The organism is Azotobacter chroococcum, assembly GCF_004339665.1.
Lineage (GTDB): Bacteria > Pseudomonadota > Gammaproteobacteria > Pseudomonadales > Pseudomonadaceae > Azotobacter > Azotobacter chroococcum.
Genome location: NZ_SMMU01000002.1, coordinates 268275 through 293373 on the forward strand (window position 1 = coordinate 268275; position 25099 = coordinate 293373).

Consider the following 25099-nt stretch of genomic DNA (forward strand, 5'->3'; position numbering starts at 1 on the left):
GAAACGGCCGGCAATAAGGGGAAAGGGCTGCTGGAATTCGCACGGCTCGCGATGCTGAAAATAAAAAAGCCGGCTTGTGGCCGGCGTTTTTTTCGCTGTAGGCCGCGCAGTTTCTTGACTTTGAGGCCGATACTCGATTTGTTCCCCCATTTGTTCCCCCACTTTGGCGACGCGTGAAGTGTTCCCCCATCCGCCGGCCTCAATGATCGCCACCAGGGTGACGCACTGCTGGCGCTGGTGATCGTCGTCACTCCATCGCCCATGGTGATCTCCACCGGTGTTCCGCCGCTGGTGGTCTGGTGGTCTGGTGGTTATGCGGTGATCGGCACCAGGGGGCGGCGACTCCACGCTACCTTCTGGCTGGCGCTGGTGGTAACTGGTTATTCATACAGTAGCCGGCAGATTTCGCCGGTAGCTCTCCAGCGACCACAGCAGGGCGACAGCGGGCGGCGCAATCGATCGCCAGCAGTCACAGTCCCAGCTCTTGCGCGATGCTCTCCGGTGACTGCCCGCGGCGCAGGGCGCGCTGGGCGTCCCTCACCAACTGCGCGGCGGCCTGCTCCTCGAAACGGCGGGCCATGGCTTCGGCCTTGCGTGCGATGGCGGCGGCCAGGTCGCGGGGGAATGGTGCTGGCTTGCGCTGGCGGTCGTAGTCGTCCAGGTAGTCCCGCTGAATGGCGGTCATGGTGCTGGCCTCGCTGATGGTCTGTCGGCGTAGTGTGCCAGCCCCTCGCGTGCGCGTACTGCTCGGCATGGGGGCCTCAGATCGGGGCGCCCTTCCGGTGATCGGCCAGCGGGGAGCGCAGCCAGCCCCACGAGCACGCGGGGCGGGTTGTTTCGCAAGGGGGGCAAATCGCCCCCCTTCAGCCAGTCCCACACGCACACGGGCCGAGTGGATCAGCCGAGCTTCCGGCCAATGTTCGCGCCCCTCCTGGCATGGTCCAGAACCGGACCATCCGCCTCCTGCTGGCGGGCCTGCCTCAGTGTGGCGCTCTCGCCACTCAGGGCAGCACCAAGGCGGGCCGGTGCGTGGCGATCCTGCGTGAAGGGTGCGTGACGGTTGCCGCTGTTTTGCTGGCAACCTGCGTGGAAACCTCGATGGAAACCAGCGCCAGCACCAGGGCGGCGATTCCCTCCCTGTTAACAGTTAAGTTAACGACTTCCGTTAACGGGGAGATTTTTTACACGTGAGGGATCGGGCGGTTTCCGGCGCGGCGAGCCTCGAAGTTTCAACCCACCCCCTCCCATCGGCCACCAGCGCCAGCACCAGACGCGAACAGGATCAGGCCAGGCCATCGGCTACCGGATCAGCTGGCGCGTGCTATTCCGGGATTTCCCCGGCTTTACGCGGGGATGCCTTGGGGTGTGGTCATCATGGCCACCCCTCCGGCCTTACCGTGTTCTTACCGTGCCGGCCTCATCCATTGGGTTGGTTTTCGCAAAGCCGGGCAGGACTGTAAACGCGCTTTACAGGCGGCTTGCATGGGGTGTTTTCCCATATCCGGCGTACTGCTCTTGCGAGCGAAGCAGGTCAATCCACGCTGTTGCGCTCGCAGTGGATACCGACAGCCTTGCACTGGTCGAACAGCTCGCGCAGGTGTTGATAGGAGCCGCACAGAGTTTTGATGATCTCTCTACCATACGATAGATGTAGCGACCACTGTCCCAGGTGGTCGGTCAGCAGCTCTGAGTGGGTAATGTTGTAGGACTGCCCGTCGAGCGTGATGCGCCAAGTTTTGGCCATTCAGCGGATCTCTAGGTTTTTGGGCGCGCCAAACTGCCATGTCCCGCATGACAAGGTAATGAAAAGCCCGCATTAATCCGGGATCGTTTGACGGTTAGCAGTTACGGTAACGGGCTCTAATGCTTAACGTCCGGTGCTGGTCACTGTCTTGACAGTGGGCCCGTTGCCAAGCGCGGCCTTGGCGATGCTCAGTCGACTCGCCAGCACTGGCGCAGCAGATCGGCCAGCGGCAAACTGGATGCCCGCCCCGGATTGGCCGGCGATCATTCCCGACTTTCCGGATATGTACTGGCGCCGGGGGCGGCTCAAAGTCCGATCTGCGGACAGTCAGCCCCGCGCGCAGACAGCTAAGCACCGATGTACAAGCCACACAAGCCAGCGGATCGGCGTCAGCCCAGCAGCGGCGCGGCTTCCAGCGATTCGCGAGTGGTGATCCTCTTGTACATTGGCTTTCGGCAAATGCTCACCCTGCCCACCCCTGTCAAACGTCTGGAAGCCAGAGGCTGCGCGGCCTCCAGCGGATCGAAGAAAGGGTTGTGGTGGAGCATCCGAAAAATCGAAAAATTGTCGGTTACCGCGCGGCTCGACGCCTTCCCCGCGGGGGTGGGAGGGGTGCCAGGGTCCCCCCGGCTGCGCCTGCGCCTTTCGCGGTGGCCTGCCATCGGCCAACTCCCGAATTTTTAATTTCGCGGGCGTGAAAAAAGACTTCAGGGCGCGGTCTAGGCGCGCAAGGGCTGAAAGTTTCGAGCCTCCCCCTCCCTGCTGGCTATGTTCGGTCGTTTCCGCATGGCCATCGGCCTCTGTGCGACTGCTGGCGCGGCTTCCAGGCAAAACCGGAACCGGAAACAGGCCGGCGGCAGATCGCCCGTATGTAGTCCAGAGTCGGGGCTCGAATCACCCGCAGGGGGTGGCGGGGGCCGGAAGGGCCCGTGACGGAGGGGCCTGTCACTGCCAAGGCGATGCTCGGCCCGGTGGTGGTCCGGTGCTGGTCACTGCCTTGGCTGGCATAGCTTAGTTGCAGGCTTGGCCAATCAAGGCATTGCCGCTGGCTCTGGTGGAGTTACCACGTTGCCGGGCTGCCTCCACTCCTCCATGGGGTGTTTTCGCAGATCGGCCAGCGGCTCGGCGGCGAAGTGGGGAAATCTCACTTTGATCAGCAGCCAGCGAGGGCTGATCCGTCAAGGCCCGGTCAAGATAGCCGGCGGCAATCCATCCGAATCTGTCCAGAAAAACCGGGCGCCAGCGGCATCACGATCAAGATCGCCTTATAGAACGATGAACCGGAATTTTAGAAAAATGCTCTGGGTTGGTGCTGATCCCTGGTCAGTTTTACTCTGAGTGGCTCCCCCTCCACTTGCTCAAAAGGTTGGAGCAATCCAGTCGACTGCCCCAGAGTTTCCAAGGTGAGACGCGAATCGATGATCCGCTCGCCTTCAAGAATGTAATAAACCTTCATACGTTTATCGAGGCGCAGAGTCTGGCCATATGATTTCAGATGCTTGGCAATCCGTGCCTGTAGCGCCTTTCTAGTAACGATCACCTTCTTCATGCCTCATGTTTTCCTTGCATGGGGAGATATAGATCAACGGGATTTTGGAGCAAAGGGGCTTCGACGACGAGTCGAGTTAACTAAATCAAAGTGAACAGTAGGTTTCGACTTAGGGCGGAATCAAGATGTGTTCCCTTTGAGGATGTACCTGTCACGCAGGTTCCCATCTCCTCCAGGATGCGGAAAAGCGAATCAATGTATTGATAGAGACGATGGCTTGGCAGCTCACCACTTTCAAGCTTGATCGCATCAAGGCGCTGGAGGGAGAGCCTACGCCAGCCAGTTCCAGCGAACTCCTGCTAACAGGTGCTGGTCGCTCTCCCTGTCAGCTCTGACATTCGCCCCGCATCATGTGACATGTCACAGCGCACAGCCTTCCCGCAGGTCGTCTGGTCTTCTTCTTTTGGAGTTCCCGAAAAGCGCCAGGGGCAGCGGCTGGTGCGGCCTCAAGTGAATACCTCGATACGGACGATACCGGCCTCATACCGCTTGAAGCGCTCGCCTCCTGCCTTCCCATACCGGCCATGACGGCGGGGCGGTGCTGGCTGGCTTGCGTGCGGCTTGGTGGCACAGCTGGTAGGGAGAACGAATCGCTCCGTCTCGCGCGCGCGTATTGCTCGACAGGGAGCCAGGTCGGCATCGGCTTGACTGGCCAGCCACCAAGGCGCTTACCGGCAGATTTCGCCGATAGCTCTCCAGCTACCAGAGCAGAGCGACAATCAGCTCCAGCAACCGAGTCTCGAAACAATTATCTAGATTTTTGCGTCTGATAGATCCGAGGTAGCGCCAAATTCCCAATAATCTTGCATTCTTCATCATTATTTAGAATTGGCAGAATCCACTTTTTTACACTGCCATCCTCCATGGCGCGCGTGAATAAAGAACTCCCACGACGCCATGTCAATTTGCCGCTTTCAGTGCATACAAATGTATACAGAGTAGCCATCAAAGCGCCTCCTTCCCTAAGTTGAAGATGCAAGAATAGCCATCAAATACAGTAGGACTTGCTTAGCATTTGTGTGGCTGCCGAGAATCAGTATCTCGTCATCTTCCGCACATGTAGGCGACGCATCAACGGATGCACAACGGTAGGGTATCGGTCGTGTAACGGTGAAGTAACGGCGAGGTAGCGTTTTACGCCAGTGCCGAGCAGCGCCTTGACGATGCCTGGCCCGGTGCTGGTCTGGCTCACTCGAAGGCATGGCAGACCATGGCGGTGCCGCCGGCTTGGGGTGGTGCTAGGCAAGGGTGCCCCGGATCAGGGCGTTCTCTCAGGTGATCGGCCAGGCGCCAGCAGCTCGCCGACGACTCGTCGAACAGTCGTCGTCTGCTCATCGAATGCTCAACGTCCGTTCAGCGGACGCTCAGCGGACGCTCAGCGGACGTTCAACGGATGCGCAACGGTGGGGTCGCGGTCGTGTAACGGTGAAGTAACGGCGAGGTAGCGTTTCACGCCAGTGCCGGGCACAACCTTGGCGATGCCCGGCCCGGTGCCTGTCTGGTGCCGGCCAGTGCCCAGATAGGGCTATGCCGTCGATGTGACAGGGCAGGGCTGGGGGCGATCAACTGGTGACAGTGCGTGACTTGTCGTGACAGCGCGTGACGCCTGGCCGGTGCTGGCCACCGCGGCGAGCGCGGCAGCCGGTTGGCGGGCCTACCCGATCAGGTTTTCGAGGATGGCATCACCCTTGGCGCCGTCGAGGTAGTGGTGAGCGTTGACGTGGCGCAGCACGGCCTTGGCCTCGTCGCGGTTGCGGGGGCGAATCTCCGCGAGCATGTCCTCGACGAAGAACCGCCTGGCGCTCGCCTCTTCCGGTCCTTGGTAGGCGTAGGCGCCCGGCGCCTCGGGGCTGGCCCGGCGCAGGCGCCACAGGTTGTTCCAGTAGTCCAGCTCGTGCAGGCAGTCAGCCAAGGTATGCGGCAGCCACTCGGGGTGGGCCTTGAAGCGCTCGGCTACCTCGTCGTCGTCGTAGAGGTCGAAATCGTCCGGCTCCAGCCCGGCGAGCACCACGCAACACCAGTGCTCTTGATCAGTGTCCGCGTTGACGTTGGCGAAGCGTCCGGCCGCCTCGGCGCGATCCCTCGCCAGCGCCAGCGACTCCCCGGCCAGCTTCTCCAACTCGTGAAGCCCATGGATGCGGAAGGGCGGAATGCCCGGCTTCAGGCCGAGGCGGTACGGCTTCCACTCCCATTCCCGGAAGCGCTGTTCCAGCTCCGCATGCGGCGTGGTGATCCGCTTCGACGCCTCCAGGGCAATGCCGATCAACGCCTCGTCGCCCGTCTCTATGCACTCGCGCAGCCACAGCATGGCGTCGACCTCCTTGTCGCCAGTGATGGCCCGCTGGGGTGGCGCGGTGCGCGTGCTCATGTCCGTGCCGGCGCTGGGGCGGAAAGGCGGCAGGGTGAAGAAGGCCCGGTGCTCCAGGTTGTCGCGGAAGGCGCCGGAGCGTGAAACCAGGGTCTTCACCGTGCCCAGCGGCAAGCCCGTCTCGGCGGCCACCTCGCGCAGCGACATCCGGCGGCGCAGATCGAGCACGCGGCGGCGCTGTTCTTCTGAAACCCGCTGTTTCGTGGTCGTGTTCATGAATCAGTTCTCCAGGATGTCGGCATCCGGCCAGCGCCAGCGCGCTTCGGCCAAGGCTTCGGTACGGGTGGACGGCTCGCCGACCATGGTGCAGATCGGCTTCCCGCCTCGGGTGATCGTCCAGGCGTTGCGGCGGGCCTCTGCCGGGTGCTCCGCTGCTGGCGCTGGGATTGGCGCTGCCGGTGCTGCCGGTGCTGCCGTCGTCGTCTGTCGCGGCTCCGGGGCGCTCTGGTGATCGTTGATGGCAGGCGCCAGCGCGGCGACCTTCACCACGTTCGCCGAAGCGATGAAGTTGTCGGTCTTTTCGTTGCAGATGCCTGACTTTTCAGGCTCGCTTTCCAGCAGTTCGAACAGTTCCGCCAGTAGGGTCATGGGCCTCTCTCGCGTTACTCATCACATGTTTCTCTAAAAACGAAAAATCCGGGGGAACGGGGGAACAAAACGCTGTAGCCCTAGTGCCACGCGGGTTACAGCGTTCCCCAAGGGGCAGGGAACACGTTCCCCGCCATGGGAACCGGGGAACAGGAACAAGCACCAGGACGAAACGGCTCGGGAAGGGAAAGCACGCCTCTTTATCTCAAAGTGGTGTGTTCCCCCGTTCCCCATCCCTCTCTCTCTTGGGGAACAGACGAAAGCCGCGTCATTGCTGGGCTTTCGCCCTCTTGTTCCCCTGTTCCCCACGTTCCCCGGATTTCTAGGTTCCTGTGTGTTTGTTGTCGTCGGCGCCCGCCATTTCCAGCCGCTCGGGGTCGATGACGTACAGCCCTTTCGGGGAGCCGCCTCCGGGTAGCCGGTACTTCTTGGTGTTGCGCGTGCGGTCCTTCTCGATATCGCGCTTGGCGATGGCGCCTGCCGTGTCCAGTGCGGTGACGATGCGCGCCAGCCCGAAGCCATGGGCGGCTTCCTGCAAGCCGGACGTGTTGAACAGGAACAGCCGGCGGTTCGGCTCGTCCTCCCAGTAGCCGGCCCGATTGGTGACCCGGTTGTCCGTCTCGCCGGCATGCACGTCGGAGAAGCGGCTGTCGCCATGGCGCTCGATGAAGCGGGCGAGGCTGGCCAGAATCTGCCGATCCTCGGCACTGCCGCTGCCCACCCGCTCCAGCCACTCGCGATAGAGCAACAGGCTGTCGGCCAGGCTGTTGCCCACCGTCCAGGGCAACAGGCCGTAGGCGATGGCCATCTCGCCGGCCAGGGCGACGACGGCGAAGCGATCCGCCACCCGTCCGGCCTGCGCGCTGTCGGATTGGAAGTGGGCGCGTACCTTGGCGAACGCCTCCAGCAGCCCGTCACGGTCGTTGCCGGCGATCAGCTTCTCGACGAAGGCCGGGCCAAGGTGCCCGTAGTGCTCCCCCACGGCGCCTGTCATGAGCCGGTGAAAGCCCGCTCCGTCCAGGCCGTGGCAGTCGTCGAAGGCACCGTGCGTCCGGGTGCCGGCGTTCACGTCCACCATGCGCAGTTCGGCGCCAGCGTGGGCCGGATCGCCCGACAGCGCGGCATGCTCGGAGAGCGATCGCTCGCCGCTGGAGAGGGTGAGGAGGGTCCAACTGAGCTTGGCGCGGCCTTCCCGCTCGCGGTTCATGGTGCCCTTGCCGCACCCGTTGGCCAGCGAGTAGGCCATCTCCTGAATATCCTTGGGGTTGGCGCGCTTGATCTCGTCCAGCGACAGCAGGGTGTCGTTGCGCGAGGCGGCCTCGATCTCCAGCCCGTTCTTGGTCATGCACCAGGAGGCGCCGAAGCCCGCCGGCCCCGGATCGCCCCACACCGAGGCGCCGACCAGTTGCGCCAGCGACTTGCCCTTGGAGCTGTCGCCGACCAGATGGACCCCGCCGCCATTCACCTTGACCAGGTTCAGCAGCGGCCCGGCCAGCGCGCAGCCCACGGCCAGGGTCAGCACCGGATTGCCCACGCAACGGGCGCCCACCAGAGCCTGCCACTGCGCCAGCTCGCCACGCACCCGGAACAGGTCCGGCGCACGCCCCGACGACTGGAAGCGCACCCCCTCGCCGCCGATGGTGCGGTGGGGCAGGACGAACACCCCGGATGCATGCCAGCCGGGCCGGCTGGTGGTGGCAATAGTCTGGCCGGGCTGCTGGTCTAGCAGGTACTCCAGGAAGCGGGGACGCTGGCGCGGGGCGATCACCGCCCCCATGGCGAACAGGGCACGGCGGATTTCCTCGCCGCTGCCGCCCAGCATCTCCATGGGCATGGTCCACTCCTTGTCCCCGCCATGCGTCGCCAGGCGCAACAGACGGCCTTCGGTGCCGTCGTCGCTGTTGAGGGTGCGGGCCTCGACGAGCACCGGCGTGGCGATCCAGTCGTCGCGCACGGGGCGGTCCCGGTCGTCGCCTGGCGCGTCCCCATCGTCATCCTTGGTGCGCTGGTAGCTGTGCCAGTAGACACCCGGCTTGAGCCTGGCGCCCTTCTCGTTCTGTACCCACCCCTGATAGACGCCAAAGCAGGGCCGCTCCGGCTTGATGGCCGGTGGTTGGCGAACAAACGGAACAACGGTCTTGTCGTCACTCATGCGGATACCTCCTGCCACTGGCGCAGGTCGTTGAAGTCGGAGAGGTTGAGCGGCGCCCCGGCGGGCCAAGACGGGAACACCACGTCACAGCCCAGCGCCACGGCGGCGCGGTTGGCGGCGTCCCGGCCAGGGTTGCCCTTGCCCTCGGCCTCGGTCTGGCGGTCGTCGTCGCCGGCCACGATCAGCACGGCCTCCGAGTAGCGGCGGCGCAGGTGCTGCCCGACCGCCAGCAGGTTGCCGGCGTTCAGGGCTACGGCCACGGCGGCGCCGCTGTGCTCGTGGAGCGTCGCTCCGGTGGCCCAGCCCTCGCAGAGGTACAGCGGCTGCCCGGCCTCGACCTGGCCGAGCGTGGAGTAGCAACCCGTCACCCGCCCTCCGGACAGGAAGCGCTTGCTGCCGTCCGGGGCGATGCGTTGCAGGTTCACCAGCCGGGCGGCATGGAACAGCGGCACCAGCAGCTCGCCGCCGCGCTGGCGCAGGCCGTGGGGCTTCACACCCTTGGCGACCAGGTACGGGTGGCCGGCTTCGGCGCGGCGGGCTCCCTGCCAGCAGCGGGCGGCCCAGCTTTCGGCAGCCGCCCAGCGGCGGCGCTGCTCGGCCTCTCGCTGGCGCCGGGCCTGCTCGATGCGCTGGCGCACCTGCTCGGCTTCCTGCGGGTCGGTGGGCTGGCGGCTGCTCCAGTGGTGGACCGCGCCAGCCTTCCAGCTGCCGAAGGCGCCAGCGGCCAGCCCGTCCGGGAACAGCACATACCAGCCGTTGCAGCTGCCGCTGCGGTCGCCGGGGACGTGGAAGCGGTGGAGCTGGGCATCAGGCTCGGGCAGCCACTCCAGCGGGCCGAAGGCGCCTTGCAGGGCGTCACGGAAGGCAGTCACGCAATCGAGACTCATAGACGGTCCTCCTCGAGGCTCTCCAGGCGAGCGACCAGCGCCACGCTCGGCGGTGCTGCTGGTCTGGTCGGTGGCGCGGTGGAGCGCCTGCTGCGCGGCGCGGATCAGCTCCAGGTGGTGCGGGGTCAGTTGCAGGACCGGGCCTTTCTGCGGGCAAGCCGATCCCGTCGCCGCCGGCTGGCAGCGTTGAAAATCACGCATGGGTCAGTCCTCGAAGGCTTCGGGGTCGAAGGGCTCGGCGCCCGCTCGCAGGGCTCGCATGCCGACTACGGCCAGCGCAGCAAGGCCCGTGGCAAAGCCGCACTCGGCGCCAGCGCCACCGGTCTTCCAGTAGGGGGACATCAGGGCGAACTGGATCGCCTCGAAGGCCTCCACCTCGTCAACGGCGTGCAGGGTGCGCACCTCCTCGAGCAGGGACTCGCCGAGGCGGTGCTCGATGTTCCACTGGTTGGGCTGGGGCGGCACCCGGGCGGGCGCCCAGTTGATGAAGCGCGGATCCTCGTCGGCGGTGTAGCCGGTGAAGCTCAGGCCGGCGCGGGTGGTAATGGCGCGTGTGAGGTTGTTCCAGATGGGCGTCATTGGGCACCCCCTGCGGCGTCGAGCTGGCTTTTCAGTTGCTCAGTCTGCTGCTCCAGGTACTCGGACCAGTCCACCGCGGCCTGCTCGCCCAGGCCGGCGAGATACTGGGTGTCGAGCGCTCCGCTGCGGCTGGGGCTGCTCAGGGTGGCGAGCACGCCAGGCGTTGCCCGGTAGATGGCGCGCAGCAGGGAGGCCAGTGTGTCGAGCTGCTCGCGGGTGGACTCCAGCAGCTCCAGGGCTTCGTCGGCGACGGCCACGGCGTTGACGGCGGTGTGGGTAGTGCGCTGGCTCACTGGATCACCTCCACTGCTTCCGGGGCCTTGGTGGTGGTGCGGTCCTCGATGTGCTCGGGCAGGGACTGGTGGCCGGCGGCGAGCGCCAGCTGTTCCAGGTCGGACAGACGCACACCGGCCGGAAGGCGCATGTTGCCCAGCACGCGGCCGGTGCTGTCGATCAGTTGGACGGCGATCACAGGGCCACCTCCTGCGCTTCCAGGGCGCGGGCCTTGGCCATGTGGTCGTTGTAGCGGGAGAGACGGACGGACAGGGAGGAGTTCGCACGGAGGGCGGCCATGGCCATAGCGCGGTGGGCGCTGGCGCGTTGCCGGAGTGCGGACGGATTGAGGGCGGGGTCGTGCTTCATGGGGTACAGCTCCTTGGGTAGTGGAGCCGTCACCGCTTGCGGCCAAGCAAGGAATGGCGACGGCTGTACGCGGGTTGGCCGACCGGTACCCAAGGAAACCGGCACACCCGAAGGTGTCCCACGCACAGCCGCCATAACACGAAACTGCGGGCACAAAAAAAGCGCCTGCGTTCGGATGGTGGGCGCTTGTGCGCCTTAGGTAGTTCGACCGGCCAAGGTCGGCCACGGGATTTACCGTGACGGGCACAGAATAGTGCCGGTTGCTGGCACGTGCAACACCCGGTTTCAGGCTATCGGGCCCATAGCCAACCGGTTGTTGCATATGCCGTTTGGCCGTGTCATTCCTTTCAGTATGAACCACCAGAAAGAGGTGATCGAGCATGGAGAAGGTAATGGAGCGGTTCCAAACCGATCTGCTGAACTCTGTACAGGCCTTGGTGGAGTCCGTGCGGCAGATGGAGGCCGGCGAGGCGGTAGAGCTACCACCAGATGGCAAGGTTTCCGTCACCGTTCGGCTACCACCCGAGCTGGTGGAGGCCTTCCGCGCCACGGGCGACGGCTGGCAGGCCCGGATGGATGCCGCCCTGGCCGACTGGTTGCGGATGAACTCGCCAGCCAGGACGCTGATGTAGCTCTCGGCTCCGACAGGAGGGCATCCGCTGGCCGTCCGCATCGGGCCAGCAACGCGGGGGCGGCGATCTGCCGTGGCCCCGCGTTTTTCATTGGAGGCGATCATGCTGCGCGCCCTCCCAGCAGCAGAGCTCCTGCGCCTGTCATGTAGGCCAGTACCGCGGCCTTCGCCTTGCCGAATGCCTTGCGGTGATCGTCGCCGCGCTCAAGGCTGGCATGCAGGTGATTCCGCCAGACCGCCTGAAGCGTCGTCAGCAACAGCCGCTGCTCGATGGTCAGCGTGTCGCGCTCGCCGCTGGCAATCCCCATGACGGCGTTCAGCGCCTTGTTGGCGTTGATGTGAAACATGCGCTCCGGGGTGTCGCTGCCGCGCTCCTTGGCGCGCTGGGCCAGGGCGGCCACCTCGTCGTGCATGGCGTGATAGAGCGGCAGGTACTGCGCGTCCGTCACGTTGGAGCGGTCGCGGGCCTCGCGGAAGGCAGCGATCAGGTCTGCCTTCAAATCCACCACGATGTCGGTATTCCGCGACAGTGACAGCAGGAAGTAGCACTGGTCCTCGTTCAGCAGGGCATAGCGCTCGGCCTTGCCGCCGCCTTGAACCCGCTTACCAACCTCCGTTTGAAACGGAAGATGGCCGAAGCGCTTGAACTTGGCGGCATAGCGCTCGATCAGGTCCATGGAGTTCTTGTGCTGGTTGCCCAACTGCTTGGCCAGCAGACGGCTATCCGCCCGCGCTTCGCCCTTGAACTGGACCAGGGTAATGGCGTTGCTCATGCGGCTGCCTCCTTACGGCCCTTGGCCGGCTTGCTCAGCAGCGCCAGCACTGCACGGGCGCGCTGGTGCTGGCTCTCCGGCAGGCTGTAGCGGGTCACGTCGCAGGGGGCGCCCCAGCGGTTGGGCACCTTCTCCGGCTGGCGCTGGAACTCCAGGCCGTAGCTGTGCGTCAGCTTGGCAATGGTCGAGTTCAGGCAGTGATCGCCCAGGAGTTCGGCCTCGAAGCGGTTCAGCGAGTTGCACGGCGCCAGCAGGTAGGCCAGCACACGGGCGATTTTGGTCGGCGCCTTGGCAAACAGCACATCGGGGCTGGCGCTGGCGGTGATAGACTGGCCTTGCAGCAGGCGGCTTTGTTCTTCGGGACGGGTCGCCTTTTTCATTTCAGGCCACCTTGCCAAGCTGCTCGGCGATCCACGCCTCTACCTCCAGCGAATCCCAGCCGACCGCATGGGCGCCAGCGATGCGCCGGTTCTTCGGAAAGCGGCCATCCTTCATCAGATCGTAAATCGTGGTGCGCCCCAGGCCGGTGCGGGCCTTCACGGTCGGCAGGCGCCAGATACAGCGGGGTTGTTGAACGGCTTTGGCCATCGTCGTTACCTCTAGGCATGCCCCGGTGCGGGGCGGACGATGGGCAAGGTATGCGGGGTGAGTGGGGTGTCAGCTAGGGGTGACATAGTGTCATGACATACTGTCACCCTCTGCCGTCATGCTTTCGGCAGATCGTCCGGCTTGATGGCCTTGGCCAGCTCTTCGAGCTTCCGCGAGCTCTCCCCGGTGCGCTCCGCGAGGAATATTTGAACCCGCTTTTGTATGCCGTACGGCATAGGAGTGCTGCGGTCATGCTGATGCCAAAACTCTATGGCGGCGTCACGCATGGCCTCCAGTTGCTTGGTGGCGTAGGGGAATACCAGGCCGGCAGCCGGAGGCTGTTGGGGGCTCTGCTGATCGGCTTGCGCTGAAAGCTGCTGCTCGAGGTATCTCGCGCGGCGTTCGGCTTGCTCTGCGCGCTCTTGCATTGCTCGATAGTCGGTGTCACCGCCTTCCGTTACAGCCTGGCTGAGCAGGAGCGCAACCTGTGCTTCCGCCTCCTCTGCCCGTTGTTTCATGGTGACCGCCTTGTCTCTGTGGTCGAGCATTGCGCCGGTGACATTCGTCAGCTCTTCGATTGAGGCAGCAAGATAGCCATGCAGGGCGCTTTCAAGCTCTGACAGCGCAGGGGCTTTAGGGCAGGCCGTCTTGAGTTGATCCAGGCTGACGATGAGTGCTTCCGCTTTTTCCCCAATAGGGCTGGATCCCTCGGGCACTGGCTTCCCATGTCGATACTTGAGAACGCCCAGCCGCTCCCTCGCAGAGCCGAGCCAGGACCATAGATTTTGTTCGCTCATCAGCACGCCCTCCCAGGCGCCCCACTTCTTGAATAGATCGGCTGGTCAGGCGGGTGGGAAGTCCGCTTTTCGGGGGCGACCCTAGGTCAGCCGGTAACTCGATTAGGCGCGTTTGAAGTCGCCTTGAATGACGTTTTCCGCCGGCGGCGCGGTGATGAACTTCGCCCAGTCGGCCATCAGGGCGCGGCGCTTCTCGATGAAGTCGGACCGTGAATAGGCGCCCTCGGTCTGGTCGCGCTCATCGTGGGCGAGCGCCAGCTCGCAGACCTCCCGCGGGTAGTGGGTGCGCTCGTTTGCCCAGTCGCGGAAGCTCGACCGGAAGCCGTGCCGGGTGATGCTCTCGTGCCCGAGGCCGTGCAACAGATTGCGGACGGCGTTGGCGTGCATGACGCCGGACTTGCCTTGGCCGGGGAACAGGTAGGGGCTGTCGTCGATTCGCGGAATGCTCTCCAGCAGCTCGACCACTTCGGGAGCCAGGGGAATGGCGAATGCCTGGCGCATCTTCATCCGCTCGGCAGGCAGCGACCAGACGCCGTCCCCTATGTCGAACTCCGACCACTGGGCGAAGCGGACCATGTGCGATCGGGCGCCGGTCAGGATCAGCAGGCGGGCCGCTGCGGCGGCGTGTCCGTCGATCCCGGCAATCGTGGCCATGAGCGCCGGCACGTCCTGCCATTTCATCGCCGGGAAGTGCTGGCGCTGGCGGGCCTTCCGCTTCTCGGTCTTGCCCAGCAGGTTTGCCAGGTGCCCACGCCAGCGGGCCGGGTTGTCACCATCGCGCAGACGGCGGGCCTTGGCTGCGTCCAATACCTGCTCGATCTGCCCACGCACCTCATCGGCGGTGCGGGTCTTCTCCGTCCAGATGGGGCGCAGCACGCGCAGGACGTGTTCCGTTTCGATGTCGCTGGTCGGCATCCTGCCGATGACTGGAAAGGCATACAGCTCCAGCTTTCGCAGCCAGCCGGCCCGCCACTTCTCCGACCAGGACGAACCATGCGCCTCCCAATACTCGGTCGCCAGCGCATCGAATGTGACCTTGCGCGCCTCCTTGATGCGCTGCGCTTCCCGCTGGCGCTCGCGCTCGGCATCGCGGGCGGCCATCGGATCGGTGCCGGCAGCCAACAGCTTGCGTTGATCCCCGGCGGCCAGGCGGGCGGCCTTCAAACTCACCTCGGGGAAGCTCCCCAAACCCATCTCCCGGCGCTGACCGTTGATCTGGAAACGCAACACCCATGACTTGCGTCCGGTGGCCTTCACGATCAGGCGCAGGCCGGCACCGTCTTCATAGGTGCCCGGCTCCGTCAGGTTCTCGACTTGCTTCGGATTCAGCTTGCCCATGCTCCACTCCGTTGGTGGGGGAACAAATTCTGTTCCCCCATTTGTTCCCCCACTTTTTCGCGGAAAGCGACAGTGACGAACGGACGATTACGGACGGATGATAGGCTGAAACCCGCATGCTAGCTAGGGTTCGCGGAAATGCTCGAATTACTGCGGAAATGAAAAAAGCCGGCTTGTGGCCGGCTTTTCCAAGGGGAGGCTGGCTTACTTCTGGTAAGCCGCGACCGCCTTGAGAATCTCGGCGCGAGCCGCTTCGGCGTCGCCCCAGCTTTCCACTTTCACCCACTTGCCCTTTTCGAGGTCCTTGTAGTTCTCGAAGAAGTGCTTGATCTGCTCCAGCAGCAGTGCCGGCAGGTCGGTGTATTCCTTCACGTCCTGGTAGAGGACGGTCAGCTTGTCGTGCGGTACGGCGATCAGCTTGGCATCGCCGCCGCCTTCGTCGGTCATGTGCAGCACGCCGACCGGACGGGCGCGGATCACCGAACCGGGGGCGACCGGGTAGGGGGTCACCACCAGCACGTCCAGCGGGTCGCCGTCGTCGGCCAGGGTGTTGGGGATGTAGCCGTAGTTGGCCGGGTAGAACATCGGAGTCGCCATGAAGCGGTCGACGAACAGGCAGTCGCTGTCCTTGTCGATCTCGTACTTGATGGGCGCGTGATTGGCCGGGATCTCGATCGCGACGTAGATGTCGTTCGGCAGGTCTTTGCCCGCGGGGATCTTGCTGTAGCTCATGGATTGACTCTCAGGGAAGGCCAAAAAGTGGCCGGGATTATAGGTAGATTTCCGTGCGCTTGCCATGACGGCCGGCTCAGCCCTTGGTTGCAGGCTCGGCCGTCGCGCGGTACTGGGGATCTTCGACCTGCAGGCGGCGCAATCGTGCCAGCGGGTCCTGGCGGTAGAAGGTCGCCAATTGGTCATAGACCGCCGGGTAGGCCTCGACGAGCAGGTCGGGGGCGCTGAAGAAGTACTCGCTGGTCACTGCGAAGAATTCCGCCGGGTCCTCGGCGGCGTAGGGATCGATCGGCGTCTCGGCGTCCGGGTCGGCCTCCAGGCGGGCGTCGAGGTCGTCGTAGGCGGCCTGCAGGGCGGCGGCCCAGTCCTGCACGCGCATGTCGGCGTGCAGCGGCGGCAGGCCGTTGGCCTCGCCGTTGAGCATGTCCAGCTTGTGCGCCAGCTCGTGGATCGCCAGGTTGTAGCCGTCCCACTCGCCGCTGGCCGCGATGCCCGGCCAGGCGAGGATCACCGGCCCCTGGTGCCAGGCCTCGCCGCTGCGCTCGGCGTCCCATTCGTGGACCACCCCGGTGGCGTCGCGGTGCTTCTGCGGGCTGAGGAAGTCGTCGGGGTACAGCACCAGTTCGTGGAAGCCCCGATACCAGTCGAACTCCGGCAGGTTGAGCAGCGGCAGCTCGGCCTGGGCGGCCAGGCGCAGGCGGGCGAAGCCATCCAGCTCGACCCCCGGCAGCGCGGTGAGCCGCTTGGCGTGCAGGAAGAGCACGCAGCGCTCGCGCAGCCGCTCGGTCTCCTCGGCGCTCAGGCCGTCGAGGATCGGCAGGCTGCCCAGGACCTGGCGCCAGAGTTCGGCATCGACCGGGAAGCGGGCGAGGATGCGCCGGCGGCGCCAGGCGCGGAAGGACCACATCGGCAGAGGCTCCAGAACACGGAGGGCTCACCTTAAGGGCGCCGTGATCCAGGAGCAAGGCCTGCGCCGGCTGGCGCAGGCCGGAGGTTCAGGCAGCGAGGTCGAGGACGATGCGGCCTTCGATCTGCCCCTTGTGCATGCGGGCGAAGATGTCGTTGATGTTTTCCAAAGGCTCGCTGGCGACCGTGGCCCGCACCTTGCCCTGGCCGGCGAAGTCCAGCGCTTCCTGCAGGTCCAGGCGGGTGCCGACGATGGAGCCGCGCACCGTGGTGCCGTTGAGCACCATGTCGAAGATCGACAGGCTGAACTCGCCGGGCGGCAGGCCGTTGAGGGCGACGGTGCCGCCGCGGCGGGTCATGCCCAGGGCCTGCTCGAAGGCCTTCGGCGAGACGGCGGTGACCAGCACGCCGTGCATGCCGCCGATTTCCTGCTGCAGGAAGGCCGCCGGGTCCTGCTGGCGGGCATTGACGGTGAGGCTGGCGCCAAGCCGCCGGGCGAACTCCAGCTTGGCGTCGTCGACGTCCACGGCGGCGACGTTCAGGCCCATGGCCCGGGCGTACTGCACGGCCATGTGGCCGAGGCCGCCGACGCCGGAGATCGCCACCCACTGGCCGGGACGGGTGTCGGTCATCTTCAGGCCCTTGTAGACGGTCACCCCGGCGCAGAGGATGGGGGCGATCTCGATGAAGTCGGCGTTGTCCGGCAGGCGGCCGGCGTATTCTGCCTCGGCCAGGGCGTATTCGGCGAAGCCGCCGTTCACCGAGTAGCCGGTGTTGCTCTGCGCGTGGCAGAGGGTTTCCCAGCCGCCCAGGCAGTGCTCGCAGTGGCCGCAGGCGGAGTGCAGCCAGGGAATGCCGACCCGGTCGCCTTCCTTGATGTGGCTGACGCCGGCGCCCACGGCGACCACCTGGCCGACGCCTTCGTGGCCGGGAATGAAGGGGGGATTGGGTTTGACCGGCCAGTCGCCTTCGGCGGCGTGCAGGTCGGTGTGGCAGACGCCGCAGGCGGCGATCTTCACCAGCAGTTGCCCGGGGCCGGGGGTGGGCACCGGTACTTCGCGAATCTCCAGCGGCTTGCCGAACTCGACGACAACGGCAGCCTTCATCGTCTTGGCCATGGTGGCGGCCCTCGTGGAACGGATGGGTGACCCAATCAGTAAATGCCGGATCGGACTGGCTCGCCAGGGCAGCGGACGGAGTGCGGAGGGGGCGAAAAAGTTGCCCCCCGCCACCAGAGGGGTGACCGTGGCGGGGGGGCACAGTGACGGTGAATCCGGAGGAGCCCGGGCCGGCCGGAGCGGGGCGGCCGGCCCGGGCGATCCGCCGCCTTAGAAGGCGTTGCGGAAGATTTCCTCGATCTGCTGCTGGTCGGCCGGGCGCGGGTTGGTCAGGCCGCAGGCGTCCTTCAGGGCGTTGGCCGCCAGGACCGGAATGTCGTCGGCCTTGGCACCCAGCTCGCCGAGGCCGCCCGGGATGCCGATGTCCTTGGACAGGGTGCGGATCGCCGCGAGGGCGGCCTGGGCACCCTGCTCGGCGCTCATGCCCTGGACGTCGACGCCCATGGACTTGGCGACGTCGCGCAGGCGATCCGGACAGACGCTGGCGTTGAAGCTTTCCACGTGCGGCAGCAGAACCGCGTTGCAGACGCCGTGGGGCAGGTCGTAGAAGCCGCCCAGCTGGTGCGCCATGGCATGCACATAGCCGAGGGAGGCGTTGTTGAAGGCCATGCCGGCGAGGAACTGGGCATAGGCCATGTTCTCGCGGGCGGTCATGTCGCTGCCGTTGGCCACTGCGTTGCGCAGGTTGGCGGAGATCAGCTCGACGGCCTTCAGGGCGCAGGCGTCGGTGATCGGCGTGGCGGCGGTGGAGACGTAGGCTTCGACCGCGTGGGTCAGGGCGTCCATGCCGGTGGCGGCGGTCAGGCCCTTGGGCATGGCGGCCATCAGCGAGGGGTCGTTGACCGACAGCAGCGGGGTGACGTTGCGGTCGACGATGGCCATTTTCACGTGACGGGTTTCGTCGGTGATGATGCAGAAGCGGGTCATCTCGCTGGCGGTGCCGGCGGTGGTGTTGATGGCAACCAGCGGCAGCTGCGGGCGGGCCGAGCGATCGACGCCCTCGTACTCGCTGATGTGCCCGCCGTTGGCGGCGCACAGGGCGATGCCCTTGGCGCAGTCGTGGGGCGAGCCGCCGCCCAGGGAGATGACGAAGTCGCAGCCGCTGCTCTTGAGCAGGGTCAGGCCGTTCTCGACGTTGCTGACGGTGGGGTTCGGCTTGGCGCCGTCGTAGAGAACGGAGTCGATATCCTGCTGGGCCAGCAACTGGGAAACCCTGTCGGCTACGCCGGCTTTCGCCAGGCCGGCGTCGGTGACGATCAGCGCCTTGCGGAAACCGTGGTTCTTGATTGCGCCCATGGCCTCGTCGAGGCTGCCGATGCCCATCATGTTCACTGCAGGGATGAAGAAGGTGCTGCTCATGAGGATTTCCTCTCTGTTGTTATCTTGTTTTTAGGCGACCTTGCACACCTGGCGGCCGCGGTGGACCTTCCCTGTGCCCGCGCGGGTCGCGCACGCGGGTACCGGCGGGAAGGTACGTCCGTCGGCCAGGCTTTACCGTGATTCGGGCGAGGGTTCGCCCTGACCGTCTCGATTCAATCCCGTCCCCGGCCCGCGAAGGGCAGGGGACGTGCATCAGAAGAAGCCCAGCGGGTTGATGTCGTAGCTGACCAGCAGGTTCTTGGTCTGCTGGTAGTGGTCGAGCATCATCTTGTGGGTTTCGCGGCCGACGCCGGACTTCTTGTAGCCACCGAAGGCGGCGTGCGCCGGATACAGGTGGTAGCAGTTGGTCCACACGCGGCCGGCCTGGATGCCGCGGCCCATGCGGTAGGCGCGGTTGATGTCGCGGGTCCAGACGCCGGCGCCCAGGCCGAACTCGGTGTCGTTGGCAATCGCCAGGGCCTCGGCTTCGGTCTTGAAGGTGGTGACGCCGACCACCGGGCCGAAGATCTCCTCCTGGAACACGCGCATCTTGTTGTGGCCCTTGAGCAGGGTCGGCTGGATGTAGTAGCCGCTTGCCAGGCTGCCTTCCAGGCGCTCGGCGGCGCCGCCGGTGAGGACTTCGGCGCCCTCGCTGCGGGCGATCTCCAGGTAGGAGAGGATCTTCTCGAACTGCTGGCTGGAGGCCTGGGCGCCGACCATGGTGTCGGTGTCCAGCGGATGGCCGCGCTTGATCTGGCTGACCTTCTTCATCACGACCTTCATGAAGTCGTCGTAGATGGATTCCTGGATCAGCGCGCGCGACGGGCAGGTGCACACCTCGCCCTGGTTGAAGAAGGCCAGCACCAGGCCTTCGGCGGCCTTCTCGATGAAGGCCGGCTCGGCCTGCATGATGTCCTCGAAGAAGATGTTCGGCGACTTGCCGCCCAGCTCGACGGTGCTCGGGATGATGTTTTCGGCGGCGCACTTGAGGATGTGCGCGCCCACCGGGGTGGAGCCGGTGAAGGCGATCTTGGCGATGCGCTTGCTGGTCGCCAGCGCCTCGCCGGCCTCGCGGCCGAAGCCCTGGACGACGTTCAGCACGCCCGGCGGCAGCAGGTCGCCGATCAGTTCGACCAGCACGGTGATCGACAGCGGGGTCTGCTCGGCGGGTTTCAGCACGATGCAGTTGCCGGCGGCCAGGGCCGGGGCCAGCTTCCAGGCGGCCATCAGCAGCGGGAAGTTCCACGGGATGATCTGGCCGACCACGCCCAGCGGCTCGTGGAAGTGGTAGGCAACGGTGTTCTCGTTGATCTCGCCGGCGCTGCCTTCCTGGGCGCGGATGCAGCCGGCGTAGTAGCGGAAGTGGTCGGCGGACAGCGGCACGTCGGCGTTCAGGGTCTCGCGGACCGGCTTGCCGTTGTCCCAGGTTTCGGTGACGGCCAGCACTTCCAGGTTCTGCTCGATGCGGTCGGCGATCTTCAGCAGGACGGCGGCGCGTTCCTGTACAGAAGTGCGGCCCCAGGCGCCGGCGGCGGCGTGGGCGGCATCCAGGGCCTTCTCGATATCCTCGGCGGTGGAGCGGGGGAATTCGGCGAATTCTTCGCCGGTGACCGGCGAGCTGTTGGTGAAGTACTGACCTTTCACCGGGGGTACGAACTGGCCGCCGATATAGTTGCCGTAGCGGACCTTGTAGGAAACGATGGCGCCTTCACTGCCAGGATGGGCATACCGCATGGAGAGTCTCCTGATTCTTGTGGTTCTTGGATTTTCTGGGGAGTGCGCAAGAGCACGTCTGCAAAGAGATATAGCAAGGGGCGGGCCAAGTCGCTGGAACCCCAGTAGCTGCGCGGATTTGCCGCGCTTTGCCGGGCCTGCGCCGGGGTGTTCTGTGGCATGACTGGAACAGGGGCGTGACATTTTGTCCCGCAAGCTTGACAGTGACACTCGAGTCCGGACGTGACGCCATTGCAAAGCCGCCACGGCTGGACGATGCTGTGCGGTCACTACGGGAGCTGCCCGCCGATCAACGCGGAGACAACAATGACAATGCAAGCGAACCGCATGCTGCGCCACGCCCAACAGGTGCGGACCCTGGCCGAGGGAAGGGCCATCGGACCGGCCAACGATCCCTCCATCGCCCGTTCCTGGCTGCGCTGCCTGGAGCAGCACCGGCTGGACCCGTCGCTGCCGCTGACGACCAGCGTGCTGGAGCACGCCCATCTGCTGGAGCGCCGCGAACGCCTGCAGCAGGTGCTGGAGATCGCCAGCGGCGAGATGAACAGCCTTCACCTGCAGCTGGCCGGCAGCGCCCATGCGGTGCTGCTGACCGACGCCCGCGGGGTGATCCTCAACCGCGTCAGCGCCGCCGCCGAACAGTCGACCTTCGAGCACGCCGGGCTGTGGCTGGGCGCCGACTGGAGCGAGGCCTGCGAGGGCACCAACGGCATCGGCACCTGCCTGGTCGAGCGCCAGCCGCTGACCATCCAGCAGGAGGAGCACTTCCGCAGCTGCCACACCGGGCTGACCTGCTCGGCCAGCCCGGTGTTCGATCCGCACGGCGAACTGCTCGCGGTGCTCGACGTGTCCTCGCTGCAGGGCAACGTGTCGCGGCAGAGCCAGTTCCACACCATGGCGCTGGTCAACCTTTCGGCCAAGGTGATCGAAAGCTGCTATTTCCTGCGCCGCTTCGAGAACGAGTGGCTGCTGCGCTTCCATCTGCAGGCCGAATACGTCGGGCTGTTCAGCGAGGGGCTGCTGGCCTTCGACGGCGAGGGGCGGGTGCTGGCGGTCAACCAGACCGCCATCAACTTGCTCGGCGGCAGCCGCCGCGAGCTGCTCGGCCAGTCGGTCGAGGCCCTCTTCGCCAGCCGCCTAGACGACCTGCTGGCGCTGGCCAGCGAGCAGCCGAACGCCAGTTGGCCGCTGCGCACCCAGGACGGGCGGATGCTCTTTGCCCTGCTGCGCGGGCGGCCGCGCCGTCCGGTAAGCGCGGTGCCGCTGGAGGGCACCGTGGTGCCCGCGGTGCCGGCGAGCATCTGCCTGGGCGATCCCAACCTGCAGCAGGCCTTCCGCCGTGCGCTGCGGGTGGTCGAGCGCGACGTGCCGCTGTTGCTGCACGGCGAGACCGGCTCCGGCAAGGAGGCCTTCGCCAAGGCCGTGCACCAGGCCGGCCGCCGCGCCGAGCGGCCGTTCGTCGCGCTGAACTGCGCGGCGATCCCGGAGAACCTGATCGAGAGCGAGCTGTTCGGCTACCGCGGCGGCAGCTTCACCGGCGCGCGCAAGGAAGGCATGCGCGGCAAGCTGCAGCAGGCCGACGGCGGCACGCTGTTCCTCGACGAGATCGGCGACATGCCGCTGGCCCTGCAGACCCGCCTGCTGCGCGTGCTCGACGAGCGCCAGGTGGTGCCGATCGGCGGCGAGCCGGAGCCGGTGGACGTGCGGGTGATCAGCGCCACCCACCGCGACCTGCGTGAGCGGGTCGCCGCCGGGCTGTTCCGCGAGGACCTGTTCTACCGTCTGGACGGTCTGGCGGTGACCCTGCCGCCGCTGCGCGAGCGGACCGACAAGGGCGAGCTGATCGACCACCTGCTCGAGCGCGAGGCGCGCGGCGAGGCGATCCGCCTCGAGCCGGCGGCGCGCCAGGCCCTGCTCGGCTATGCCTGGCCGGGCAACGTGCGCCAGCTGCGCAGCGTGCTGCGCGCCCAGGCGGCGCTCTGCGAGGACGGCCTGATCCGTCTGGCCGACCTGCCGGCGGAGTTGCGCCTGGCCCCGGTGCTGCCGGCGCCGGTGCCGCTGGAGGCCAGCGGCCTGCTGGAGCAGGCCGAGCGTGACGCCCTGCTGGCTACCCTCGAGACCAATCACTGGCACGTGAGCCGTACCGCCGAGCAGCTCGGGATCAGCCGCAACACCCTCTACCGCAAGCTGCAGCGCCACGGCATCCGCCGCGAAGGCGACTGACTGAGACAGGCTTCGCCGCAGCGCCCGGCCGCCTGCTGCGGCGCCGGGCGCTGTGCTAACCTGCCGCGCATCGCTTTTCAGGCCAGGATTCATTCATGCACATCCACATACTCGGCATCTGCGGCACCTTCATGGGCTCGCTGGCCGTCCTGGCGAAGGAGCTGGGCCATCGCGTCACCGGCTCCGACGCCAACGTCTACCCGCCCATGAGCACCCAGCTGGAGGCCCAGGGCATCGAGCTCCTGCAGGGCTACTCTGCCGAGCATCTGCAGCCCGCGCCGGACCTGGTGGTGATCGGCAATGCCCTGTCGCGCGGCAACCCGGCGGTGGAGCATGTGCTGAACCAGGGCCTGCCCTATGTTTCCGGTCCGCAGTGGCTGGCCGACCATGTGCTGCAGGGCCGCTGGGTGCTGGCGGCGGCCGGCACCCACGGCAAGACCACCACCAGCAGCATGCTGGCCTGGGTGCTGGAGCACGCCGGGATGAGCCCGGGTTTCCTGATCGGCGGGGTGCCGCAGAACTTCGCCGTCTCGGCGCGCCTGGGCGGCACGCCGTTCTTCGTGGTCGAGGCCGACGAATACGACAGCGCCTTCTTCGACAAGCGCTCGAAGTTCGTCCATTACCGGCCGCGGACCGCCATCCTCAACAACCTGGAGTTCGACCACGCGGACATCTTTCCGGACCTCGCGGCGATCGAGCGGCAGTTCCACCACCTGGTGCGGACCATTCCCAGCCAGGGGCTGATCATCCACCCGACCACCGAGCAGGCCATCGAGCGGGTGCTGGCCATGGGCCGCTGGACGCCGGTGCAGACCACCGGGGAAGGCGGCCAGTGGCAGGCGCGCCTCTTGGCCGAGGACGGCTCGCGCTTCGAGGTGCTGTTCGAGGGTGCCCTGCAGGGCGTGGTCGACTGGGAGCTGACGGGGCGGCACAACGTCGCCAACGCGCTGGCCGCCCTGGCCGCAGCGCGCCATGTGGGCGTGGTGGCGGAGCAGGGCATCGCCGCGCTGGGCTCGTTCCTGAGCGTCAAGCGGCGGATGGAGAAGGTCGCCGAGGTGAGGGGCGTGACGATCTACGACGACTTCGCCCACCACCCGACGGCCATCGCCACCACCCTCGACGGGCTGCGCAAGCGGGTCGGCGAGGCGCCGATCATCGCGGTGATCGAGCCGCGCTCCAACTCCATGAAGCTTGGCGCCCACCGCGACGGCCTGCCGGAGTCGGTGGCCCAGGCCGACCAGGTGGTCTGGTACGCACCGCCGAACCTCGGCTGGGACCTGGCTGCGACCGCCGCCGCCTGCCCGGTGCCGGCGGTGGTCTGCGACTCGCTGGAGGCGATCATCGCGCGGGTCGCGAGCCAGGCGGCGCCCGGCACCCAGGTGGTGATCATGAGCAACGGCGGTTTCGGCGGCCTGCACGGCAAGCTGGCCAAGGCCCTGGAGGACTGAGCATGGCCGGACCGCAACGCGTCACCCTGGCGATGACCGGCGCCTCCGGCGCCCAGTACGGCCTGCGCCTGCTCGACTGCCTGGTGCAGGAGGAGCGCGAGGTGCATTTCCTGATCTCCAAGGCCGCGCAGCTGGTGATCGCCACCGAGACCGACGTCACCCTGCCGGCCAAGCCGCAGGCCATGCAGGCCTTCCTCAGCGAGTACACCGGCGCGGCGCCGGGGCAGATCCGCGTGTTCGGCCAGGAGGACTGGCTGGCGCCGCCGGCCTCCGGCTCCAGTGCACCGAGCGCCATGGTGGTGGTGCCCTGTTCCACCGGCAGCCTGTCGGCGATCGCCACGGGTGCCTGCAACAACCTGATCGAGCGTGCCGCCGACGTGGCCCTCAAGGAGCGCCGCCAACTGATCCTGGTGCCGCGCGAGGCGCCGTACTCGACCATCCACCTGGAGAACATGCTCAAGCTGTCGAACCTCGGCGCGATCATCCTGCCGGCCTCGCCGGGCTTCTACCACCAGCCGCAGAGCCTCGACGACCTGGTCGACTTCGTGGTGGCGCGCATCCTCAACCTGCTGGAGATCCCCCAGGACATGCTGCCGCGCTGGGGCGAGCACTATCGGGCCAGCGGCGAGGAATAGCCTGTGGCCCTGCCCCGGGCCGCCGGCCTGTAGCCTGGCACTTTCTGCACCGTACCCCGCGATAACCACGCCATATCGACAACGCCCCCGGCCGGTTCGCCGGCGTGCCGCGTCGCCGGAGGATTGTGTCCGTGGATGCGCGGAACGGCCCATTTGCCGCCAAAATCACCCCTTCAAGAGCCGTTTTGCATAGTTCCCGTCGCGCCGTCGTGGCTTTCGGGAGAGCAATTAGCCATTGGTTTGCCGGTGAATGTGAAAAATTTGTTAAGATTTCGGCGGGTCAGGGAGGATCTGAAAAAGCCTGTTTT

The 25099-nt window shown here is 66.1% G+C and carries 26 protein-coding genes; 5 read left to right on the forward strand and 21 right to left on the reverse strand.

Features of this window, described 5'->3' with window-relative positions; translation table 11 throughout:
* Nucleotides 1-469: 469 nt before the first annotated feature.
* Nucleotides 470-685, reverse strand: a complete 216-nt coding sequence (locus EV691_RS03470) for a hypothetical protein (RefSeq protein ID WP_089169230.1) — start codon at nt 683-685, stop codon at nt 470-472.
* A 344-nt stretch (nt 686-1029) separates the two neighbouring features.
* On the opposite strand from EV691_RS03470, the gene EV691_RS23250 reads away from it, so the two are divergent.
* Complete coding sequence (locus EV691_RS23250; RefSeq protein ID WP_157731479.1) at nt 1030-1191, forward strand: hypothetical protein; 162 nt, start codon at nt 1030-1032, stop codon at nt 1189-1191.
* A gap of 340 nt (nt 1192-1531) precedes the next feature.
* Here EV691_RS23250 and EV691_RS03475 read toward each other — a convergent pair whose 3' ends face one another.
* The 10 genes from EV691_RS03475 to EV691_RS23260 all read right to left on the reverse strand — a co-directional run bounded on the left by EV691_RS03475 (nt 1532) and on the right by EV691_RS23260 (nt 10509).
* Nucleotides 1532-1744: a hypothetical protein gene (locus tag EV691_RS03475; protein ID WP_089169228.1), complete on the reverse strand. Its 213-nt coding sequence runs from the start codon at nt 1742-1744 to the stop codon at nt 1532-1534.
* 1288 nt (nt 1745-3032) lie between these two features.
* On the reverse strand, nt 3033-3293 hold the full coding sequence (locus EV691_RS03480; protein WP_131298844.1) for a hypothetical protein: 261 nt from the start codon (nt 3291-3293) through the stop codon (nt 3033-3035).
* Nucleotides 3294-4947: 1654 nt separating this feature from the next.
* Nucleotides 4948-5877: a hypothetical protein gene (locus tag EV691_RS23735; protein WP_131298843.1), complete on the reverse strand. Its 930-nt coding sequence runs from the start codon at nt 5875-5877 to the stop codon at nt 4948-4950.
* Between the two features lie 3 nt (nt 5878-5880).
* Complete coding sequence (locus tag EV691_RS03490) at nt 5881-6249, reverse strand: hypothetical protein (protein ID WP_131298842.1); 369 nt, start codon at nt 6247-6249, stop codon at nt 5881-5883.
* A 322-nt stretch (nt 6250-6571) separates the two neighbouring features.
* Nucleotides 6572-8401, reverse strand: a complete 1830-nt coding sequence (locus tag EV691_RS03495) for a DUF927 domain-containing protein (RefSeq protein ID WP_131298841.1) — start codon at nt 8399-8401, stop codon at nt 6572-6574.
* On the reverse strand, nt 8398-9288 hold the full coding sequence (locus EV691_RS03500) for a toprim domain-containing protein (RefSeq protein WP_131299020.1): 891 nt from the start codon (nt 9286-9288) through the stop codon (nt 8398-8400). Before EV691_RS03500 ends, EV691_RS03495 begins: the two co-directional genes overlap by 4 nt.
* Nucleotides 9289-9492: 204 nt before the next feature.
* Nucleotides 9493-9867: a hypothetical protein gene (locus EV691_RS03505; protein ID WP_131298840.1), complete on the reverse strand. Its 375-nt coding sequence runs from the start codon at nt 9865-9867 to the stop codon at nt 9493-9495.
* Entirely contained in the window at nt 9864-10160 is a 297-nt protein-coding gene (locus EV691_RS03510; protein WP_131298839.1) for a hypothetical protein, read from the reverse strand. The genes EV691_RS03505 and EV691_RS03510 overlap by 4 nt, the downstream gene beginning before the upstream one ends.
* Nucleotides 10157-10339: a hypothetical protein gene (locus EV691_RS23255; RefSeq protein WP_165496562.1), complete on the reverse strand. Its 183-nt coding sequence runs from the start codon at nt 10337-10339 to the stop codon at nt 10157-10159. The genes EV691_RS03510 and EV691_RS23255 overlap by 4 nt, the downstream gene beginning before the upstream one ends.
* Nucleotides 10336-10509: a hypothetical protein gene (locus tag EV691_RS23260; protein WP_165496561.1), complete on the reverse strand. Its 174-nt coding sequence runs from the start codon at nt 10507-10509 to the stop codon at nt 10336-10338. Before EV691_RS23260 ends, EV691_RS23255 begins: the two co-directional genes overlap by 4 nt.
* Nucleotides 10510-10901: 392 nt before the next feature.
* On the opposite strand from EV691_RS23260, the gene EV691_RS03515 reads away from it, so the two are divergent.
* Nucleotides 10902-11141, forward strand: a complete 240-nt coding sequence (locus EV691_RS03515) for a BrnA antitoxin family protein (RefSeq protein WP_207390211.1) — start codon at nt 10902-10904, stop codon at nt 11139-11141.
* Nucleotides 11142-11241: 100 nt separating this feature from the next.
* On the opposite strand, the gene EV691_RS03520 is transcribed toward EV691_RS03515, so the two are convergent.
* The 10 genes from EV691_RS03520 to exaC all read right to left on the reverse strand — a co-directional run bounded on the left by EV691_RS03520 (nt 11242) and on the right by exaC (nt 20485).
* Complete coding sequence (locus tag EV691_RS03520; RefSeq protein ID WP_131298838.1) at nt 11242-11913, reverse strand: Rha family transcriptional regulator; 672 nt, start codon at nt 11911-11913, stop codon at nt 11242-11244.
* A complete protein-coding gene (locus tag EV691_RS03525) occupies nt 11910-12293 on the reverse strand; it encodes a hypothetical protein (RefSeq protein ID WP_131298837.1) in 384 nt (127 codons plus the stop codon). The genes EV691_RS03520 and EV691_RS03525 overlap by 4 nt, the downstream gene beginning before the upstream one ends.
* A 1-nt stretch (nt 12294) precedes the next feature.
* Complete coding sequence (locus EV691_RS03530; protein ID WP_131298836.1) at nt 12295-12501, reverse strand: helix-turn-helix transcriptional regulator; 207 nt, start codon at nt 12499-12501, stop codon at nt 12295-12297.
* A gap of 116 nt (nt 12502-12617) precedes the next feature.
* Entirely contained in the window at nt 12618-13298 is a 681-nt protein-coding gene (locus EV691_RS03535; protein ID WP_131298835.1) for a hypothetical protein, read from the reverse strand.
* 102 nt (nt 13299-13400) lie between these two features.
* A complete protein-coding gene (locus tag EV691_RS03540) occupies nt 13401-14636 on the reverse strand; it encodes a tyrosine-type recombinase/integrase (RefSeq protein WP_131298834.1) in 1236 nt (411 codons plus the stop codon).
* A 204-nt stretch (nt 14637-14840) separates the two neighbouring features.
* Nucleotides 14841-15368 carry an inorganic diphosphatase gene (gene ppa / locus EV691_RS03545; protein WP_039805937.1) on the reverse strand — a complete coding sequence of 176 codons (528 nt, stop codon included), beginning with the start codon at nt 15366-15368 and terminating at the stop codon, nt 14841-14843.
* A gap of 76 nt (nt 15369-15444) precedes the next feature.
* On the reverse strand, nt 15445-16275 hold the full coding sequence (locus tag EV691_RS03550; RefSeq protein WP_131298833.1) for a M90 family metallopeptidase: 831 nt from the start codon (nt 16273-16275) through the stop codon (nt 15445-15447).
* A gap of 88 nt (nt 16276-16363) precedes the next feature.
* Nucleotides 16364-17392 carry an alcohol dehydrogenase AdhP gene (gene adhP / locus EV691_RS03555; protein ID WP_131298832.1) on the reverse strand — a complete coding sequence of 343 codons (1029 nt, stop codon included), beginning with the start codon at nt 17390-17392 and terminating at the stop codon, nt 16364-16366.
* 210 nt (nt 17393-17602) lie between these two features.
* A complete protein-coding gene (gene yiaY / locus EV691_RS03560) occupies nt 17603-18751 on the reverse strand; it encodes an L-threonine dehydrogenase (RefSeq protein ID WP_089169211.1) in 1149 nt (382 codons plus the stop codon).
* 213 nt (nt 18752-18964) lie between these two features.
* Entirely contained in the window at nt 18965-20485 is a 1521-nt protein-coding gene (gene exaC, locus EV691_RS03570) for an acetaldehyde dehydrogenase ExaC (RefSeq protein WP_131298831.1), read from the reverse strand.
* A 312-nt stretch (nt 20486-20797) separates the two neighbouring features.
* Here exaC and EV691_RS03575 point away from each other — a divergent pair, with 312 nt between their 5' ends.
* From EV691_RS03575 to ubiX, 3 genes are all read left to right on the forward strand, one after another.
* Complete coding sequence (locus EV691_RS03575; protein WP_207390219.1) at nt 20798-22708, forward strand: sigma-54-dependent Fis family transcriptional regulator; 1911 nt, start codon at nt 20798-20800, stop codon at nt 22706-22708.
* 95 nt (nt 22709-22803) lie between these two features.
* Nucleotides 22804-24156 carry a UDP-N-acetylmuramate:L-alanyl-gamma-D-glutamyl-meso-diaminopimelate ligase gene (gene mpl, locus EV691_RS03580; RefSeq protein WP_131298830.1) on the forward strand — a complete coding sequence of 451 codons (1353 nt, stop codon included), beginning with the start codon at nt 22804-22806 and terminating at the stop codon, nt 24154-24156.
* A gap of 2 nt (nt 24157-24158) precedes the next feature.
* Nucleotides 24159-24791: a flavin prenyltransferase UbiX gene (ubiX, locus tag EV691_RS03585; protein WP_131298829.1), complete on the forward strand. Its 633-nt coding sequence runs from the start codon at nt 24159-24161 to the stop codon at nt 24789-24791.
* Nucleotides 24792-25099: the final 308 nt, after the last annotated feature.